The 17,045-nt window shown below is 72.3% G+C and carries 12 protein-coding genes; 8 read left to right on the plus strand and 4 right to left on the minus strand.

Going from position 1 to position 17,045, the window contains the following annotated elements:
* Window positions 1-85 precede the first annotated feature (85 nt).
* The gene (locus G6038_RS01920; protein ID WP_165035689.1) at window positions 86-2,371 is read right to left on the minus strand and encodes a molybdopterin-dependent oxidoreductase; all 2,286 of its coding nucleotides are present in this window, start codon (window positions 2,369-2,371) and stop codon (window positions 86-88) included.
* 147 nt (window positions 2,372-2,518) lie between these two features.
* On the opposite strand from G6038_RS01920, the gene G6038_RS01925 reads away from it, so the two are divergent.
* Window positions 2,519-3,463, plus strand: a complete 945-nt coding sequence (locus G6038_RS01925; protein WP_165035644.1) for a lactate dehydrogenase — start codon at window positions 2,519-2,521, stop codon at window positions 3,461-3,463.
* 48 nt (window positions 3,464-3,511) lie between these two features.
* Here the strand turns inward: G6038_RS01925 and hemQ are convergent, their stop codons facing one another.
* From hemQ to hemE, 3 genes are read right to left on the minus strand one after another with little or no spacing between them, the layout of a single operon-like run.
* On the minus strand, window positions 3,512-4,207 hold the full coding sequence (hemQ, locus tag G6038_RS01930) for a hydrogen peroxide-dependent heme synthase (protein ID WP_165035646.1): 696 nt from the start codon (window positions 4,205-4,207) through the stop codon (window positions 3,512-3,514).
* Window positions 4,208-4,212: 5 nt separating this feature from the next.
* A complete protein-coding gene (locus tag G6038_RS01935) occupies window positions 4,213-5,577 on the minus strand; it encodes a protoporphyrinogen oxidase (RefSeq protein WP_165035647.1) in 1,365 nt (454 codons plus the stop codon).
* Complete coding sequence (gene hemE, locus G6038_RS01940) at window positions 5,574-6,671, minus strand: uroporphyrinogen decarboxylase (protein WP_165035648.1); 1,098 nt, start codon at window positions 6,669-6,671, stop codon at window positions 5,574-5,576. Before hemE ends, G6038_RS01935 begins: the two co-directional genes overlap by 4 nt.
* A 116-nt stretch (window positions 6,672-6,787) precedes the next feature.
* Between hemE and G6038_RS01945 the strand changes: the two genes are divergently transcribed.
* From G6038_RS01945 to G6038_RS01975, 7 genes are all read left to right on the plus strand, one after another.
* Complete coding sequence (locus G6038_RS01945; RefSeq protein WP_165035649.1) at window positions 6,788-7,363, plus strand: DUF3000 domain-containing protein; 576 nt, start codon at window positions 6,788-6,790, stop codon at window positions 7,361-7,363.
* A 78-nt stretch (window positions 7,364-7,441) separates the two neighbouring features.
* Entirely contained in the window at window positions 7,442-8,854 is a 1,413-nt protein-coding gene (locus G6038_RS01950; RefSeq protein WP_165035651.1) for a wax ester/triacylglycerol synthase family O-acyltransferase, read from the plus strand.
* Between the two features lie 127 nt (window positions 8,855-8,981).
* Window positions 8,982-10,358: a wax ester/triacylglycerol synthase family O-acyltransferase gene (locus G6038_RS01955; protein ID WP_165035653.1), complete on the plus strand. Its 1,377-nt coding sequence runs from the start codon at window positions 8,982-8,984 to the stop codon at window positions 10,356-10,358.
* A gap of 133 nt (window positions 10,359-10,491) precedes the next feature.
* Window positions 10,492-11,730: a ribonuclease D gene (locus G6038_RS01960; protein WP_165035654.1), complete on the plus strand. Its 1,239-nt coding sequence runs from the start codon at window positions 10,492-10,494 to the stop codon at window positions 11,728-11,730.
* Window positions 11,731-12,126: 396 nt separating this feature from the next.
* Entirely contained in the window at window positions 12,127-13,335 is a 1,209-nt protein-coding gene (locus G6038_RS01965) for a thiolase family protein (protein ID WP_165035655.1), read from the plus strand.
* A 2-nt stretch (window positions 13,336-13,337) separates the two neighbouring features.
* The gene (locus tag G6038_RS01970; protein ID WP_165035656.1) at window positions 13,338-15,443 is read left to right on the plus strand and encodes a 3-hydroxyacyl-CoA dehydrogenase NAD-binding domain-containing protein; all 2,106 of its coding nucleotides are present in this window, start codon (window positions 13,338-13,340) and stop codon (window positions 15,441-15,443) included.
* Between the two features lie 139 nt (window positions 15,444-15,582).
* Window positions 15,583-17,022: a sugar porter family MFS transporter gene (locus G6038_RS01975; protein WP_165035657.1), complete on the plus strand. Its 1,440-nt coding sequence runs from the start codon at window positions 15,583-15,585 to the stop codon at window positions 17,020-17,022.
* Window positions 17,023-17,045 lie beyond the last annotated feature (23 nt).

Consider the following 17,045-nt stretch of genomic DNA (forward strand, 5'->3'; position numbering starts at 1 on the left):
GGCCCGGCTCCGAGCGAATGTATCGTCGATCTCCTCAGCGGTAGCGACGGATACATTCGCTCGGCGGCAGCGGAAGCCGGGCGAGTCAGCGGGTGCGGATCACCGGCGGGTCGTAGGCCCGGACCGGCGGCAGTTCCCCGTCGAAGCGCTCGATCTGCACGAGCACGTGCTGGCCCGTGCAGCCGCGTGCGAGACGCGACGTGCCGACGTCGGCGGTGAGCACGTTGGGGTTGCCGTGTACGCACATCGAGCCCGGGTCGGCCGGGTCGAGCGGGTCGTACCAGGCGCCGGTGGCCAGCTGCACCACACCGGGCAGCAGACCGTCGTCGAGGACGGCGCCGGCCAGGCATGCGCCCCGGTCGTTGAAGACCCGCACGACGTCGCCGGCCGCCACGCCGCGTGCCGCCGCGTCGTCCGAGTGTATCCGGATCGGCTCGCGCCCGCGGATCTTCGAGGCCTGGCTGGTGGCGCCGTGGTCGAGCTGGCTGTGCAGGCGGGTCTTCGGCTGGTTCGCGATCAGGTGCAGCGGGTAACGCTGCGCCCGCGGGCCGCCGAGCCACTCCTCCGGTTCGAACCAGGCGGGATGCCCGGCGCAGTCGTCGTATCCGAAGCCGTCGATGTCGGCGGAGAAGATCTCGATGCGCCCGCTGGGTGTGCCCAGCGGGTTGCGCTGCGGATCGGCACGGAACTCCTCGAACAGGGTCAGCCCGTCCTCGCCGCGCATCCGCACGTGGCCGCGCCGCCAGAAGTCGTCGAACTCGGGCGGCGTCTCGACGCGACTCCCGTCGGCGAGGACGAAGCCACGCCACTGCCCGTACAGGTGCTCGAGCCACTCGCGGGCGGTGCGCCCCTCCGTGAACCGCTTACCGAAGCCGAGCCGGTGCGCCAGGGCGGCGAACGTGTCGTAGTCGTCGCGGGCGTCGGCGAATCGCGGGGCGGCGGCGTGCATCGCGACGAGCAGCGGGTCGTTGCGGGTGCAGCTGAGATCCTCGCGTTCGAGGGACGTGGTGGAGGGCACCACGATGTCGGCGTGCTTGGCCATCGCGGTCCAGTAGGGGTCGTGCACGACGATCGTGTCCGGCCGGGTCAGAGCACGGCGCAGCCGGCCCAGGTCCTGGTGGTGGTGGAACGGGTTGCCGCCGGCCCAGTACACGAGCCGGATGTCGGGGTATGTCAGGCGCCGGCCGTCGAAGTCGTGCTCCTCCCCCGGCTGCAGCAGCAGGTCGGAGATCGCGGCCACCGGGATCAGGTCGTCGACCGGGTTGTCGCCCTGGAACAGGGTCGGCAGCGGATACGGGACGGGCGCGATGCCGGGTTCGTTCATCGAGCCGTAGCCGTGCCCGAAGCCGCCGCCGGGCAGACCGATCTGGCCGAGCATCGCGGCGAGGGTCACCCCCGCCCACGGGGCCTGCTCGCCGTGCCGGACCCGCTGCAGCGACCAGGTGACCGTGATCAGGGTGCGGCCCGCCGCCATGCGCCGGGCCAGCGCGGCGATGGTCTCGGCGGGCAGGCCGGACAACCCGGCCGCCCACCCCGGGGTCTTGGCGACGCCGTCGGTGCGGCCGAGGAGATAGTCCGCGAACCGGTCGTAGCCGACACAGTAGCGGTCGAGGAAGTCGCGGTCGGCGAGGTCCTCGGTGGCGAGCACGTAGGCGAGGGCGAGCATGACCGCGACGTCCGTGCCGGGCCGGGGCGCGAGCCGCTCGGCGGCGCCGTGCAGGTCGTCGTGCAGGGGGCTGATCGACACCACGGTCCCGCCGCGAGCGCGCAGGGCGTCGAGCGCGCCGCGGGTGGGGTGGTTGCTGGTGCCGCCGTCGTTGACCGCCGTGTTCTTCAGCGGTACCCCGCCGAAGCACACCATCAGGTCGGTCTCGCGGGCGATGACGTCCCAGTTCGTGGCGCGGGCGAACAGCTTCCAGTGGGTGCCGACCACGCGCGGCATGATCACGCCGGTCGCGCCGAGCGAATAGCTGTGCACCGAGCGGGTGTAGCCGCCGAGCATCTTCAGGAACCGGTGTACCTGGCTCTGCGCGTGGTGGAACCGGCCCGGCGACGACCAGCCGTACGAGCCGCCGAAGATCGCCCGGTTGCCGTGCGTGTCGACCACGCGCCGCAGCTCGCCGGCGAGGAGCTCGGTCAGCTCGTCCCAGGACACCGCGACGAACTCGTCGGCCCCCCGTCGGTCGCTGGGGCCGGGTCCTGTTTCGAGCCAGCCCCGGCGCACCGCGGGCTCGGCCACGCGCGACCGGTGCCGCACCGAGCCGACGGCATTGGCGAGAATCGGCGACGGATCGGTGTCGCCTTCGAAGGGGTGCACGGCGGTGACGTCGCCCTCGTCCGTCTCGACCTCGAACATCCCCCAATGCGCCATGTGCTGGTGCCGCACGGCTCGAGAACTCATGGGGCACAGTCTGCCAGGGGGCGCGCAGCGTCCGATCGGCGAGCCGCGCGGCGCCCGGGGCCCTAGCGTGGGCATCAACGGACGGCGACAGCCGTACCCGACGAGAGGGAGGCGTTGATGGCGGAAGGTGTCGAATCCGGCGGGGCCGTGGCCCGCGCGGTGGTGGTCGGGGCCGGGCACGTCGGCATGATCTCGGCGATGCGCCTGGCGGACGCGGACGTGTTCGACGAGGTGGTGCTCGTCGATGTCGAACCCGGCCTGGCGGCGGGGATCGCGCTGGACCTGACCCACACCGGCGCGCTGACGGGCTCCGGGACGCGGGTGCGGGGGGCGGTGTCGCTCGAGGAGGCCGGTCCCGCGGACTACGTGATCATCACCGCCGGCAAGGCCCGCCGGCCGGGGATGAGCCGCAGCGACCTCACCGCGACAAACGCCCGGATCGTCGGCGACGTGGCCGGGCGCGCGGCGGCGGTCTCCCCCGACGTGGTGCTCGTCATCGTGACGAATCCGCTGGACGAGATGACGTACCAGGCGTGGCGCAGCTCGGGGTTGCCGGCGGAGCAGGTGCTGGGCATGGCCGGGCTGCTCGACGCGGGGCGGTTCCGGGCGCTGGCCGCCGCGGACGGGGCCGGAGCGGCGCGGGAGCTCGGTGCGGTGGCGCTCGGCAGCCACGGCGAGGAGATGGTGCTCCCGCTGTCGCAGGCACCGGAGATCGCCGCGCGCCTCGACGCCACGCGCCTCGACGCGCTGGTCGACCGCACCCGCACCTCGGGCGCGGAGGTTCTGGGACTGCTGAAGTCCGGCAGCGCGTTCTTCGGTCCCGGTACCGCCGCGGCGCACATGGTGCTGGCGATGGTCGCCGACTCGGGAACGGTCGTGTCGGCGACGGTACGCCCGAACGGCGAGTACGGCATCGGCGACGTGTTCGTCGGTCTCCCGGTGGTCCTGGGACGCCGCGGCGTGCGGCGCATCGTCGAGCTGGACCTGACTCCGGAGGAACTGGAACTGCTGCGCGAGGCGGCGAAGCGGATCGGTGAGCGGATCGCGGGGCTGCCCGCCTGAGCACGCCCGGGCTGCGGCGCCGTCCCGGTGGCGGCGCCGCGGCGCGGGTCAGGGCAGCGCGGTGATCAGCGCCTCGACGTCGACGCGAGGACCGGTGAAGAACGGGGTCTCCTCCCGGACGTGCATGCGGGCCTCGGTGGCGCGCAGGTCGCGCATGAGATCGACGATGCGGTCCAGTTCGGGCGCCTCGAACGCCAGGATCCACTCGTAGTCGCCGAGGGCGAACGCGGGCACGGTGTTGGCGCGCACGTCCGGGTAGCCGCGGCCGGCCTTGCCGTGGTCGGCGAGCATCTTGCGGCGCTCGGCCTCGGGCAGCAGGTACCACTCGTACGACCGCACGAACGGGTAGACGCAGATGTAGTTGCCGGGGTCCTCGCCGGCGATGAAGGCCGGGACGTGGCTCTTGTTGAACTCCGCCGGCCGGTGCAGCGCGACGTTCGACCAGACCGGAGCGCTGGCGCGGCCGAGCACGGTGGTGCGCCGGAAATCGGAGTAGAGCCTCTGCAGATCTTCCAGCCGTTCGGCGTGGGTCCAGATCATGAAGTCGGCGTCGGCGCGGACGCCGGCGACGTCGTAGATGCCGCGGACGATCACGTCGGTGTTCTCGAAGGACGCGAAGAACTTCTGCGCGTCCTCGATCGCCGCGGTGCGGTCCTCGCCGAGGACACCGGGCTGGACCTGGAACACCGAGAACATCGCGTAGCGGAGGGTGGAGTTGAGCTTGTCGAAGTCGAGACGTGCCATGCCGCTCATCCTGCCACTCGCGCGGCGAGCCGCGTCGCGGCCGTCGTGCCTGACGCGACACAGGCGGGGACTCCGACGCCGCGGAGCATCGCGCCGGCGACCTCGAGGCCGTCGACGGAAGCGATCGCGTCCTCGAGGGCGGCGACCACGTCGAGGTGCCCGGCCCGGTACTGCGGCAGGCCGCCGTGCCAGCGCTGGACGAACGTGGCGACGGGCTCGTCGGTGACGCCGGTGACGGTGGCGAGGTCGGCGCGAGCGCGGGCGATCAACTCGTCGTCGGGGGCGTCGACGATCGCGGCCTCGCCGTAACGGCCGAACGACGCGCGGGCCAGCGCGACGTCGCGCCCGGCCAGGTGGGGCCACTTGCGGCTCGACAGGGTGAACGCCTTGGCGGACAGATCCTCGCCGGTGGCGACGAGGATCCCGGAGTTCTGCGGCAACGCGGCACCGCCCGGCAGCGCCAGTGCCACCACCGCGGACGAGGCCAGCGGGATCCGGGACGCCTGCGCGGCCGCCGCCGGGACGGCGTCGGCGAGCAACTCGGCGGCACGGTCGGCAGGAACCGCGAGGACGACCCCGTCGACGGGCCCGATCGGGTCGAGGTCCCAGCGGCCGCCGGCGCGGCGCAGACCGTTCGCGGCGGCGTGCCGGATCTCGGCGTCGGCGGCCTTCTCGAGCGCGGCGAGCAGCGTGCCGTAGCCGTCGCGCAGGGTGCCGAACACGGGCGCGTCCGAGGGCTCCGGCAGCGCACGGGTGACCGCCGCGCTCAGGCTCGGGGCCCCGGCGTCGAGGGCCGCGGCCAGGGTCGGCAGGGTGGCCCGCACGCCCGCGGTGTCGGAGAGCCCGGAGTAGACGCCGCCGAGGAGGGGGTCGACGGAGCGTCGCACCACCTGCTCGCCGAACCGGTCGGCGACCAGGTCGGCCACCGAGACGTCGCCGGCGCGGTCCCAGTACAGCGGGACGGTGGGCTCGGCCGCGATCCGGGCGAGGGTGTCGGCGTCGACGAGACCGGTCAGCGACCCGGCGTCGGCGGGGATCCCCATCAGGGTGCTGCTGGGCAGCGGATGCAGCGCGGCGCCGGCGTAGAGCAGCGGCCGGGCCCCGGAGGGGTGGACGAGCTGGTCGCTCAGGCCCAGTTCCTCGAGCAGCGCGGGGACCTCGGGGCGGCGGCCGATGAACGCCTCCGCCCCCACGTCGACCGGATCCCCGGCGAGCGGGACGGTGCGCAGCTTCCCACCGAGCCGATCGGAGCCCTCGAGAAGGACGATCCGCGCGTGCGTGCCGAGCAGGCGACGCAGCCGGTACGCCGCGACGAGCCCGGTGATGCCGCCGCCGACGACTGCGACGCTCGGTGCTCCCGCACCGCTCACAGCGAGTGCACCAGTTCGACGACGGCGGTGAGGACGTCCGGATCGGTGTCGGGCAGGACGCCGTGCCCGAGGTTGAAGATGTGCCCGGTCGCCCCCGCCGCGCGGGCGCGGTCACCCTCGGCGACGATGCGCCGCACCTCGGCCTCGACCACCTGGGGTCCGGCGAACAGGATTGCGGGATCGAGGTTGCCCTGCAACGCCTTTCCGGCCCCCACCCGGGTGACGGCGACGTCCAGCGGCACCCGCCAGTCCACGCCGACCACGTCGGCGCCGGCCTCGCCCATCGCGCCGAGCAGTTCGCCGGTGCCGACACCGAAGTGGATGCGCGGCACGCCGGCGGACTCGACCTCGGCGAACACGCGTTCCGAATGGGGCAGCACGAACTCACGGTAGTCGGCCAGGGACAGCGCGCCGGCCCACGAGTCGAACAGCTGGACGGCGTCGACGCCGGCGTGCAGCTGAGCGTGCAGGAACGCGATCGTGATGTCGGCGAGCCGCCCCAGCAGGGCGTGCCAGGTGCGCGGATCGGCGTGCATGAGGGCCTTGGTGCGCTCGTGGTTGCGGCTGGGTCCGCCCTCCACGAGGTAGGAGGCGAGGGTGAACGGCGCCCCGGCGAAGCCGATGAGCGGGACGTCGCCGAGTTCGCGGGTGAGCAGTCCCACCGCCCGTGCGACGGCACCGACCTCGTCGTGTTCGAGGGTGGGCAGCTGCGCGACGTCCGCCGCGGTGCGCACGGGGTTCGCGATCACCGGTCCGGTCCCGGCCACGATGTCGAGGTCGATCCCCGCAGCCTTGAGCGGAACGACGATGTCCGAGAACAGGATTGCGGCGTCCACCCGGTGCCGGCGCACCGGCTGCAGGGTGATCTCGCAGACCAGTTCGGGATCGAAGCAGGACTCGAGCATGCCGATGTTCGCCCGGATCTCGCGGTACTCCGGCAGCGACCGGCCGGCCTGCCGCATGAACCACACGGGCCGGTGCGCCGGCTCGCGTCCCCGCGCGGCGGCGAGCAGGGGCGCCTGCGGGAGCTGGCGCCGCGTCGGGTAATCCACACGCGGGGTGGAGCCGACGTTCGTGTTCTCCAGGCCGGTCATTGATCCTCGTTCGTCCAAGGGCACGGGTCGCTGCCCATGCTGCCACGCCCGGCCACCCCTCCGGAATCGGCGCGCCTCCCGCGTGGCCCCGGTCACCGGGTCTAACGTCCGCTGTCGTGACCACGTCGCCCGCCGAGCCGGCCCAGTTCCGCGCTGCCATCGACTCGATGAACGCGGCCACCGTGCGGCCGGAGATCGAGGTGGGTCCGATCCGGCCGCCGCAGCGGCTGGCTCCGTACAGCTATGCGCTGGGCGCGGAGGTGCTCCATCCGGACACCGACCTGGTGCCCGAGCAATCCGAGGGCGACGCGTTCGGCAGGCTGATCCTGCTGCACGACCCGGAGGGCGACGAGGCCTGGAACGGCACGATGCGGCTCGTCGCCTACATCCAGGCCGACGTGGACGCCACCCTGGCCGCCGATCCGCTGCTGCCGGAGGTGGCCTGGAGCTGGCTGGTCGATGCGCTCGACGCGCACGGCGAGCCGCTGACGGCGCTCGGCGGCACCGTGACGTCGACGAGTTCGGTGCGCTTCGGCGACATCGCCGGCCCGGCGCGGGCGCATCAGCTGGAGCTACGGGCGTCCTGGACCGCGCAGTCCGGCGAGCTCGGACCGCACGTGGAGGCGTTCTGCGAGGTGCTCGCGTATGCGGCGGGCCTGCCCCCGGCGGGCGTGACGCGCCTGCAGCACTGAGCCGTCGTCCGCGTCGCCGGGGCGCCGACGGCACGGAGGGCGGTGTACCGGCGCACCCCGCGGTCCTATGATCGAGGCATGCGGCGGCTCAGCGGGCTCGACGCCGCGCTCCTCTACACCGACACGCCCGGGCTGCCCGTGCAGATCGGCGGCTTGGCCCTGCTCGACGTCTCGACCGTGCCGGGCGGCTACTCCTTCGAACGGCTCGGCTCCGACCTGGCGGCGCGCGTTGCGGCGGTGCCGCTGCTGCGCCGGCGAGTGGTCGACTCCCGGCTCAATCCCGGCCATCCCGTGTGGGTGGACGACCCCGATTTCGACGTCGGCCGGCACCTGCGCCGGTTCACCGTGCCGCGACCGGGCACCGCGGCCGAACTGGCCGTGCTCTGCGGGCAGCGTTTCGCCGAGCGGTTCGACCGGTCCGGGCCGCTGTGGGAGACCACGGTGTTCGAGGGACTGGCCGACGGCTCGGTCGCGGTGCTGACGCGCATCCACCACGCCGTCGTGGACGGTCTCGCCGGGGCGACCCTGCTGGCGCAGCTGTGCGACCGCGAACCCGGCGCCCCGCCACCGAGGCCCGAGTCGCCCGGTGTCGGTGGGGCGAACCGCCTGACCGTCGCCGCGGGCGGGGTTGCCGACCTCGCCACCCGGCCGCTGGACCTCGCCCGCGCGGTGCGGTCGAGCGCGGCCATGGTGCCCCGGTGGGTAGTCCGGGCCCGGCGGGGCGAGGCGATGGCGGTGCCGCTCACGGCGCCGCGGACGTCGTTCAACCGTCGCGTCACCGGCCGTCGCAACGTCGCGTTCGTGACGCTGGATTTCGCGGCCGTGAAGACGGTCAAGCGCGCGTTCGGCGTCACGGTCAACGATGTCGTGCTGACACTGTGCGCCTCGGTGCTGCGCCGATATCTCGCCGCCCGCGGCGAACTGCCGGCCTCTCCCCTGGTGGCCGCCGTCCCGGTCTCGGTGCACGGGCGTGCCCGGGGGGATGCCGGCAACCAGATTTCGGTGCTGATGGGGCGGCTGCACACCGAGATCGCCGATCCCGTCGTGCGGCTGCACGCCGTCGCGGCGGACGAGACGGCGGCCAAGGCCCACCACGCCACCTTCGACCCCGACCTGCTCGGCAGTTGGGGTCAGGTGGCTCCGGGCGCGGTGTTCGGGACGGCCCTGCGGCTGTACTCGGCGCTGCGGCTGCCCAACGTGCTCCCGGTGCTGAACAATCTCGTGATCTCCGACATCCCCGGGCCGACGGACACGCTGTACTACCTCGGCGCGCGGATCACGGCGCTGTACCCGTTCGGGCCGATCTACCACGGCGCGGGCCTGAACATCACCGTCCTGTCGCTCGACGGCGGCCTGCACTTCGGCCTGCAGTCGTGCCCCGACCTGCTGCCGGACCTGTGGCGGCTGGCCGACGGCTTCCCGGCCGCCCTCGCGGAGCTGGCCGACCGGGTGCCGTGCGCCCCGCCGGCCCCGCTCGCCGCGCCGAGCTGACCGGAACCCGTCGCGGCACCCGGGGACCGGTTCCCGGATCGTCGGCCTGCGGGTCGACGAAGGCCCGTTCGGGCAGGTGGAGCAGCCTTCCCCACGCCGACACTAGAACCTGTTCTACCATGAGGCCATGCATCGACTCAGCGGCCTCGACGCCGGATTCCTGTACCTCGAGACGCCGACCCAGTTGCTGCACGTGTGCGGACTGATCATCCTCGACACGACGACCGTTCCGGACGGGTACCGCTTCGAGGCACTGCGCGCGGAACTCGCGGCCCGCCTCACGGCCGTACCGTTGTTCCGTCAGAAGATCGCCGACAGCCCGTTCAATCTCGATCATCCGGTATGGGTGGACGATCCGGACTTCGACCTCGACCGTCATCTGCACCGGGTCGCCGTCCCGGCGCCCGGGCGCCGGGAGGAGCTCGCGGACCTCTGCGGGCACATCGCCGCACAGCCGCTCGACCGCTCCCGGCCGCTGTGGGAGATGGTGGTGATCGAGGGCCTCGAGGACGGATCGGTCGCCGTGATGACGAAGATCCACCACGCCGGCGCCGACGGCGTCACCGGCGCGGACCTCGTGGCGCAGCTGTGCAGCCTCGAACCGGACGCGCCACGGCCCGAGCCCGTCACCGACGGGGCCGGCGGCGGCTCGGCGCTCGGGATCGCCCTCGGCGGCCTGTTCAACGTCGCCACCCGCCCGCTGGGGCTGGTGCGGGCGCTACCCAAGACCGTGGAGCTGGTGCCCCGGTGGGTCACCCGGGCCCGTCGCGGCGAGGCCATGCCGGCACCGTTCACCGCTCCGCGCACCTCCTTCAACGGCACGATCACCGGCCACCGCAGCGTCGGATTCGCGCAGTTCGACCTGGGCCGGGTCAAGGCCGTGAAGGACGCGCACGGGGTGAAGGTCAACGACGTCGTCATGGCCGTGTGCGCCGGCGCGCTGCGCCGGTACCTCGCCGACCGCGACGAGCTCCCCGACTCCCCGCTGGTCGGCATGGTCCCGGTGTCGGTGCGGGGCAGGTCGGACCGGCCCGGACGCAACCAGGTCTCGCCGATGTTCGCGAGTCTGCACACCCACATCGCGGATCCGATCGAGCGGCTGCACGCGATCGCAGATGCCAATGCCTGCGCCAAGGAACATAATTCGGCCCTGGGCGCGAGCCTGCTGCAGGACTGGACCCAGTTCATGGCGCCGGCGGTGTTCGGCGCGGCGATGCGCACGTACGCGTCGCTGCGGCTCGCGGAACGTCACCCCGTGGTCCACAATCTGGTGGTGTCGAACGTGCCCGGTCCTGCGATGCCCCTGTACTTCCTCGGGGCCCGGATCCGGGCCATGTACCCGCTGGGACCGATCTTCCACGGGGTCGGACTCAACATCACCGTGATGTCGCTGGACGGCGCACTCGATGTCGGCGTGCTCGCGTGCCCCGAACTGGTTCCCGACGTCTGGACGCTCGTCGATGCCTTCCCGTCGGCGCTCGACGAACTGGAAGCCGCACCGTAGAAACTGCACCGAAGAAATTGCACGGCAGCCCGCCCGGTCGTGTGCCCCGTGTCACACCGGGAATCGGCGCGGCGATCGCGCGGTTGACCGGGTCGACGCCCAGACGACCGCCACCCGGATAGAGTCACGAACCATGTCGGTAGCCAACGAGCACGAGCCCGCAGGGGCAACGGTCCCGTTGCTGACCCCGCGTGACGGCGTACCCGAGGTCGTCACCACCGCAGCCGGGGTGGCCGCGGCGGCGGAAGCGCTCGCCGCGGGCCGCGGGCCGCTCGCCGTCGACGCGGAGCGTGCTTCGGGTTTCCGGTACTCCGCGCGCGCCTATCTGGTGCAGCTGCGTCGCGCCGGCGCCGGCACGGTGCTGCTCGACCCGATCCCGACGGCCGACGCGCTCGCGCCGCTCGCGTCGGCGATCAACGATCTCGAATGGGTGCTGCACTCCGCCGACCAGGACCTGCCCGGCCTCGACGAGCTGGGCCTGCGGCCCGCGGTGCTCTACGACACCGAACTGGCCGGGCGTCTCGCCGGCTTCGATCGAGTGGGACTGGCCGCCATCGTCGAGCGCACCCTCGGTTTCGAGCTGCGCAAGGGTCACGGGGCGGCCGACTGGTCCACCCGCCCGCTCCCCGACGCCTGGCTGAACTACGCGGCTCTCGACGTCGAAATCCTCGTCGAGCTGCGGGACGCGATGGCGGCCGAGCTCGAGCAGCAGGGCAAGGCGGAGTGGGCCGCCCAGGAGTTCGAGCACATCCGTCGCGCCGGGCCTCCCGCTCCCAAGCCCGACCGCTGGCGCCGCACCTCCCGCATCCACACCCTCAAGGATCCGCGGCGGCTCGCGATCGTGCGCGAGTTGTGGACGGCGCGAGACGAACTCGCGGCACGCCGGGATATCGCACCGGGACGGGTGCTGCCGGACTCCGCGATCGTCGCCGCAGCCGAGGCCGCACCCCGCACCGTCGACGAGCTGCGCGCCCTGCCGGTGTTCGGGGGGCCGCGGCAGCGCCGGTCGTCGCGGGTGTGGCTGGGCGCGATCGAGCGCGCCCGGGCGCTGCCGAAATCGGAGTTGCCACCCGTCACACAGCCGTTCACCGGCCCGCCGCCGGCCAACCGCTGGGCCCGGCACGATCCCGACGCAGCGGCGCGGCTCACCGCGGCCCGTGCCGCGCTCGCCGAGCTCAGCGAGCAGGTGCAGGTGCCGGTGGAGAATCTGGTCGGCCCCGAGCTGGTGCGCCGGCTGTGCTGGGAGTGGCGGGTGTCGGCGGATACCGACGTCGTCGCGTACATCGAGGAACGGTTCGCCACCGACGGGGCACGGCCCTGGCAGCGGGAACTGACGGCGCCGCGCCTGGCGAAGGCACTCACCGCGGACTGAGCCGGTTCCCTCCGCCCCGGCTCGAGGACCCACGGACGCGTCCGTTTCACACCCGGACGAGTCCGTTTCACACCCGATCGATGCACTCGGCACTCCCTCGATGTCGAGCGCTTCCGCATACCTGCTGTGCAGAGCACCGCACCCGGGATCCGTGCTGCACATGCCCGTCGATACTGACGAGCGCGTCCGGCGACCCGGCGGCCACCGGCCTCGCCGCAGGACACGCAGACCGCAGGAGACGGAGGCTCCCCGGCGCACCCCTCCGGCGAGGCCCGTCGCGGATGGTAAGTTACTGGTCGGTAACACGCTGGCGTCCGGGCTGCCCGGCGCCGGGATGTTCCCGGAACCCTGGCCTCGCCGATGTCGGCGAGCATCGCTCCATCGGGAGGAATACGCGTGGCGTCCACCACCACCACTCAACGCAATGTCGTCTTCGTCGACGGCGTACGCACCCCGTTCGGGAAAGCGGGCCCGAAGGGCATCTACGCGGAGACCCGCGCCGACGACCTCGTCGTCAAGACCATCCGAGAACTGCTGCGCCGCAACCCGCAGCTCGACCCCGCACGCATCGACGAGGTCGCCGTCGCCGCGACCACCCAGACCGGCGACCAGGGCCTGACCATCGGCCGCACCTCGGCGATCCTCGCCGGCCTCCCCGAGACCGTGCCGGGCTTCGCGATCGACCGCATGTGCGCCGGCGCGATGACCGCGGTCACCACCACCGCCTCCGGAATCGGCTTCGGTCAGTACGACGTCGTGATCGCCGGCGGCGTCGAGCACATGGGCCGCCACCCGATGGGTCAGGGCGCCGATCCGAACCCCCGGTTCCTCGCCGACAAGCTCGTCGACCCCAGCGCCCTGGTGATGGGCAACACCGCCGAGAACCTGCACGACCGGTTCCCCGGCATCACCAAGGCCCGCACCGACGCCTACGCCGTCGCCAGCCAGAACAAGTTCGACGCCGCGAAGAAGGCCGGCTACATCGCCGATACGCTCGTGCCCGTCGCCACCCGGTCGGCGACCGGCTGGGGCCTGGCCACCGAGGACGAGCCGCCGCGCCCGGGCACCACGCTCGAGGACCTCGCGAAGCTCAAGACGCCGTTCCGGCCCGCCGGCCGCATCACCGCCGGCAACGCCGCCGGCCTCAACGACGGCGCGACGGCCTGCCTCCTCGCCGGCGAGGACACCGCCCGCGAACTCGGTCTGCAGATCGGCATGCGCATGGTCGGCTTCGCCTTCCAGGGCGTCGACCCGGCCGTGATGGGCATCGGCCCGGTGCCGGCGACCGAGAAGGTTCTCGCCCGCACCGGCCTGACCATCGACGACATCGGCCTGTTCGAGATCAACGAGGCCTTCGCCGTGCAGGTGCTCGCCTTCCTCGAACACTTCGGCATCGACGACGACGACCCGCGGGTCAACCAGTGGGGCGGCGCCATCGCCTGCGGTCACCCGCTCGCGTCGTCCGGCGTGCGCCTGATGACCCAGCTCTCCCGGCAGTTCGCCCAGCACCCCGAGGTGCGCTACGGCCTGACCACGATGTGCATCGGCCTCGGCATGGGCGGCACCGTGATCTGGGAGAACCCCAACTTCGAGGGAGACAAGTAGTCATGAGCGAGCTTTCGTCCCTGTTCGCCGACGAGGTCGTCACGAACGCCTACACCAGGCTCGTCGAGGTGCCCGGCATCGACGGTCCCGTCGCGCTGATCACCCTCGACAACGGGTTCGACCACACCAAGCCGAACTCGTTCGGCCCCGCCGGCCTCGAGGCCTTCGACAAGGCCCTCGACGAGGCCTTCGCGGCGAACCCTGCTGCCGTCGCGGTCACCGGCAAGCCCTTCATCTTCGCCGCCGGCGCCGACCTGAAGGGCGTTCCCTCGATCACCAGCCGCGAGCAGGGGCTCGAGCTGGGCCGCCTCGGCCACCGCGTGTTCCGCCGCCTGCGCGACTCGCAGGTGCCGACGTTCGCCTTCGTGGGCGGCCTCGCCCTCGGCGGCGGCCTCGAGGTCGGGCTGCACTGCCACTACCGGACCTACGCCGACAACGTGCCGGCGCTCGGCCTGCCGGAGACGATGCTGGGTCTGGTCCCCGGCTGGGGTGGCACCCAGCTGCTGCCGAACCTGATCGGGCCCGACCACGCGGTGACGCTGATCCTCGAGAACCCGCTCAACAACGGCAAGGTCATCCGCGCGAAGCAGGCCGCCGAACTCGGCCTGGCCGACGCGGTATTCGGCTCGGCGGACTTCCTCGAGCAGTCCCTCGCCTGGGCTGCGAAGGTCCTCGCCGGGGACATCACCCCGGCCCGCCCCGAGATCGACAGCGGCGCCGGCTGGGACGCGGCGCTCGGCCGCGCGAAGGCGCTCGTCGCGGCCAAGACCCGCGGCTTCGCGCCCGGAGCGGCCCGGGCGGTCGAGCTGCTCGAGCTGGCCCGCGACACAGACATCGCCGATCCCGAGTCGCTGTCGAAGGGCTTCGCCGCCGAGGACGAGGCCCTGGCCGACCTGCTGATGTCCGACGAGCTGCGGGCCGGGCTCTACGCCTTCGACCTGGTCAACAAGCGCGCCAAGCGTCCCGCCGGTGCGCCGGACAAGTCCCTGGCCCGCAAGGTCACCGGCGTCGGCATCGTCGGCGCGGGCCTGATGGCCAGCCAGCTCGCGCTGCTGTTCGTGCGCCAACTGCAGGTGCCGGTGATCCTCACCGACGTCGACTCCGAGCGCATCGACAAGGGTGTGGGCTACGTGCACACCGAGATCGACAAGCTGCAGGGCAAGGGCCGGCTGTCGCCCGACGCGGCGAACCGTCTCAAGGCGCTCGTGTCGGGCTCCCTCGACAAGGCCGCGTTCGCGAACACCGACTTCGTCATCGAGGCCGTGTTCGAGAACATGGACGTCAAGAAGCAGGTGTTCGCCGAGATCGAGCAGTACGTCTCGCCGGAAACCGTCCTGGCCACCAACACGTCGTCGCTGTCGATCACCACGATGGCCGCGGACCTGAAGCACCCCGAGCGCGTCGTCGGCTTCCACTTCTTCAACCCCGTCGCCGTGCTCCCGCTGCTCGAGGTCATCAGGGGCGCACAGACGGACGACGCGACCCTCGCGACGGCCTTCGCCACCGCCAAGGCACTGAAGAAGTCGGCCGTGCTGTGCGCGGACCTGCCGGGCTTCGTGTTCAACCGGCTCGTCACCCGTACCCTAGGCGAGGTCATGACCGCCGTGGACGAAGGCACCCCGTTCGAGGTCGCGGACAACGCCGTCGGCGAGCTGGGCATGCCGATGAGCCCCTTCACGCTGCTCGCACTCGTCGGCCCCGCCGTCGCGCTGCACACCGGCGAGACCCTGCAGGCCGCCTACCCCGACCGCTTCGTGTCCTCCCCCGGCCTCGAGGCGCTCGTCGAGGCCCGCAAGCCGGGCGTGTGGACGTACGCGGACGGCAAGCAGGTCGTCGACCCGGAGGTCGCGGCGCTGTGGCCGCAGGGCGACAAGCCCTCCACCGCCGGGGAGGTGCTCGAGCGGACCCGTCGCGCCTTCGCCGAGGAGATCCGGATCATGCTCGAGGAGGGCGTCGTCGCCGCCCCCGAGGACATCGACCTGTGCCTGATCCTCGGCGGCGGCTTCGGATTCTGGAACGGCGGCATCACGCCGTACCTGGATCGCACCGACACGTCGGAGGCCGTCAACGGCACACGTTTCCTCGCCCCCGGCGTGGCCGGCATCTGACGAACCGGTAGCTCCTCTACTGCGCCCCGGGACCCACGCACCCGTCGTGGGTGCCGGGGCGCGTCCGTGCGTATCGCCCCGGCCACGGTGCCCACCGAAGCGGCCCCCTCGACGCGGTGTCAGGCGTACCGTCCAGCCTGTGACCGACAGTTCCCACCTCCCCCACTCGAGGCTCGAACAGCAGCACACGGTGGCCCGCGCGGTGCTGTTCGCCGCCGTGGCCGCGCTCGGCGGATTCCTGTTCGGATACGACACCGCCGTCATCAACGGGGCCGTCGGCGCCATCCGCGAGCGCTACGAGGTCGGCGCCGGGGCCATCGGCCTGTCCGTGTCGCTGACGCTGGTCGGCGCGGCGCTCGGCGCCTGGATCGCCGGCAGCATCGCCGACCGGCTCGGCCGGATCCGGGTCATGCAGATCGCCGCGATCCTGTTCCTGGTCGGCGCACTCGGGTCGGCGTTCCCCTTCAGCATCTACGACCTGACGTTCTGGCGCACCGTCGGGGGCGTCGGCGTCGGCTTCGCCTCGGTCATCGCCCCGGCCTACATCGCCGAGATCTCGCCCGCCGCCATACGTGGCCGACTCGGCTCGATGTACCAGCTCGCGATCGTCCTCGGCATCGCCATCTCCCAGCTCGTCAACTACGCACTGGCCGCGGCCGCCGGCGGTGCCAGCGAAGAGCTGCTCGGCATCGAGGCCTGGCAGTGGATGCTCGCACTCGGCGCGGTTCCCGCCACGCTGTACCTGATCATGACCTTCCCGATCCCCGAATCGCCGCGGTACCTGGTTCGGATCGGCCGGGAGGACGCCGCGCGCCGCATCATCGCCACGGTCGAGGGCGGCGACGAGGTCGCTGTCGCCGAGCGGATCGCCACGATCCGCGAAACCCTGCACCTCGAGTCCGCCCGGCCGGGTGTGCGGGACGTGTTCTCCCGGCGGCTGGGCGTGGCCTCGCTGATCTACGTGGGCATCGCACTGGCCGCGCTGCAGCAGTTCGTGGGCATCAACGTGATCTTCTACTACTCGTCGACGCTGTGGCAGGCGGTGGGCTTCGGGGAGGACCGGTCCCTGCTCATCAGCGTCGTCAGCGCACTGGTCAACATCGTCGGTACCTTCGTGGCCATCGCGGTGATCGACAAGATCGGCCGCAAGCCGCTGCTGCTGGTGGGCTCGGTGGGCATGGCGGTGTCGCTGGGCACCGCCGCGGTGTGCTTCCACTCGGCGACGTTCGTCGTCAACGAGGACGGGGAGAAGGTCGCGACGCTGTCCGACACCTACGGGATGATCGCCCTGCTCGCGGCCAACGCCTTCGTGTTCTTCTTCGCCCTGTCGTGGGGTCCGGTGGTGTGGGTCCTCATCAGCGAGATGTTCCCGAACCGGGTGCGTGCCGTCGCCGTCGGCATCGCGACCGCCTCCAACTGGATCGCGAACTTCCTCGTGTCCGCGACGTTCCCGGCGCTGGCGGACTGGAACCTGTCGTTCACCTATGCCGGCTACGCGGTGATGGCCGCGCTGTCTCTGCTGGTGGTGATCAAGTTCGTGCCCGAGACCCGCGGTCGGACCCTCGAGGAGGCGGGCTGAGCGACGGACGGGCCGGCCGCACG

Origin of the sequence: Rhodococcus sp. 14C212 (assembly GCF_011058195.1) — a bacterium.
Taxonomy (GTDB): domain Bacteria; phylum Actinomycetota; class Actinomycetes; order Mycobacteriales; family Mycobacteriaceae; genus Rhodococcus; species Rhodococcus aetherivorans.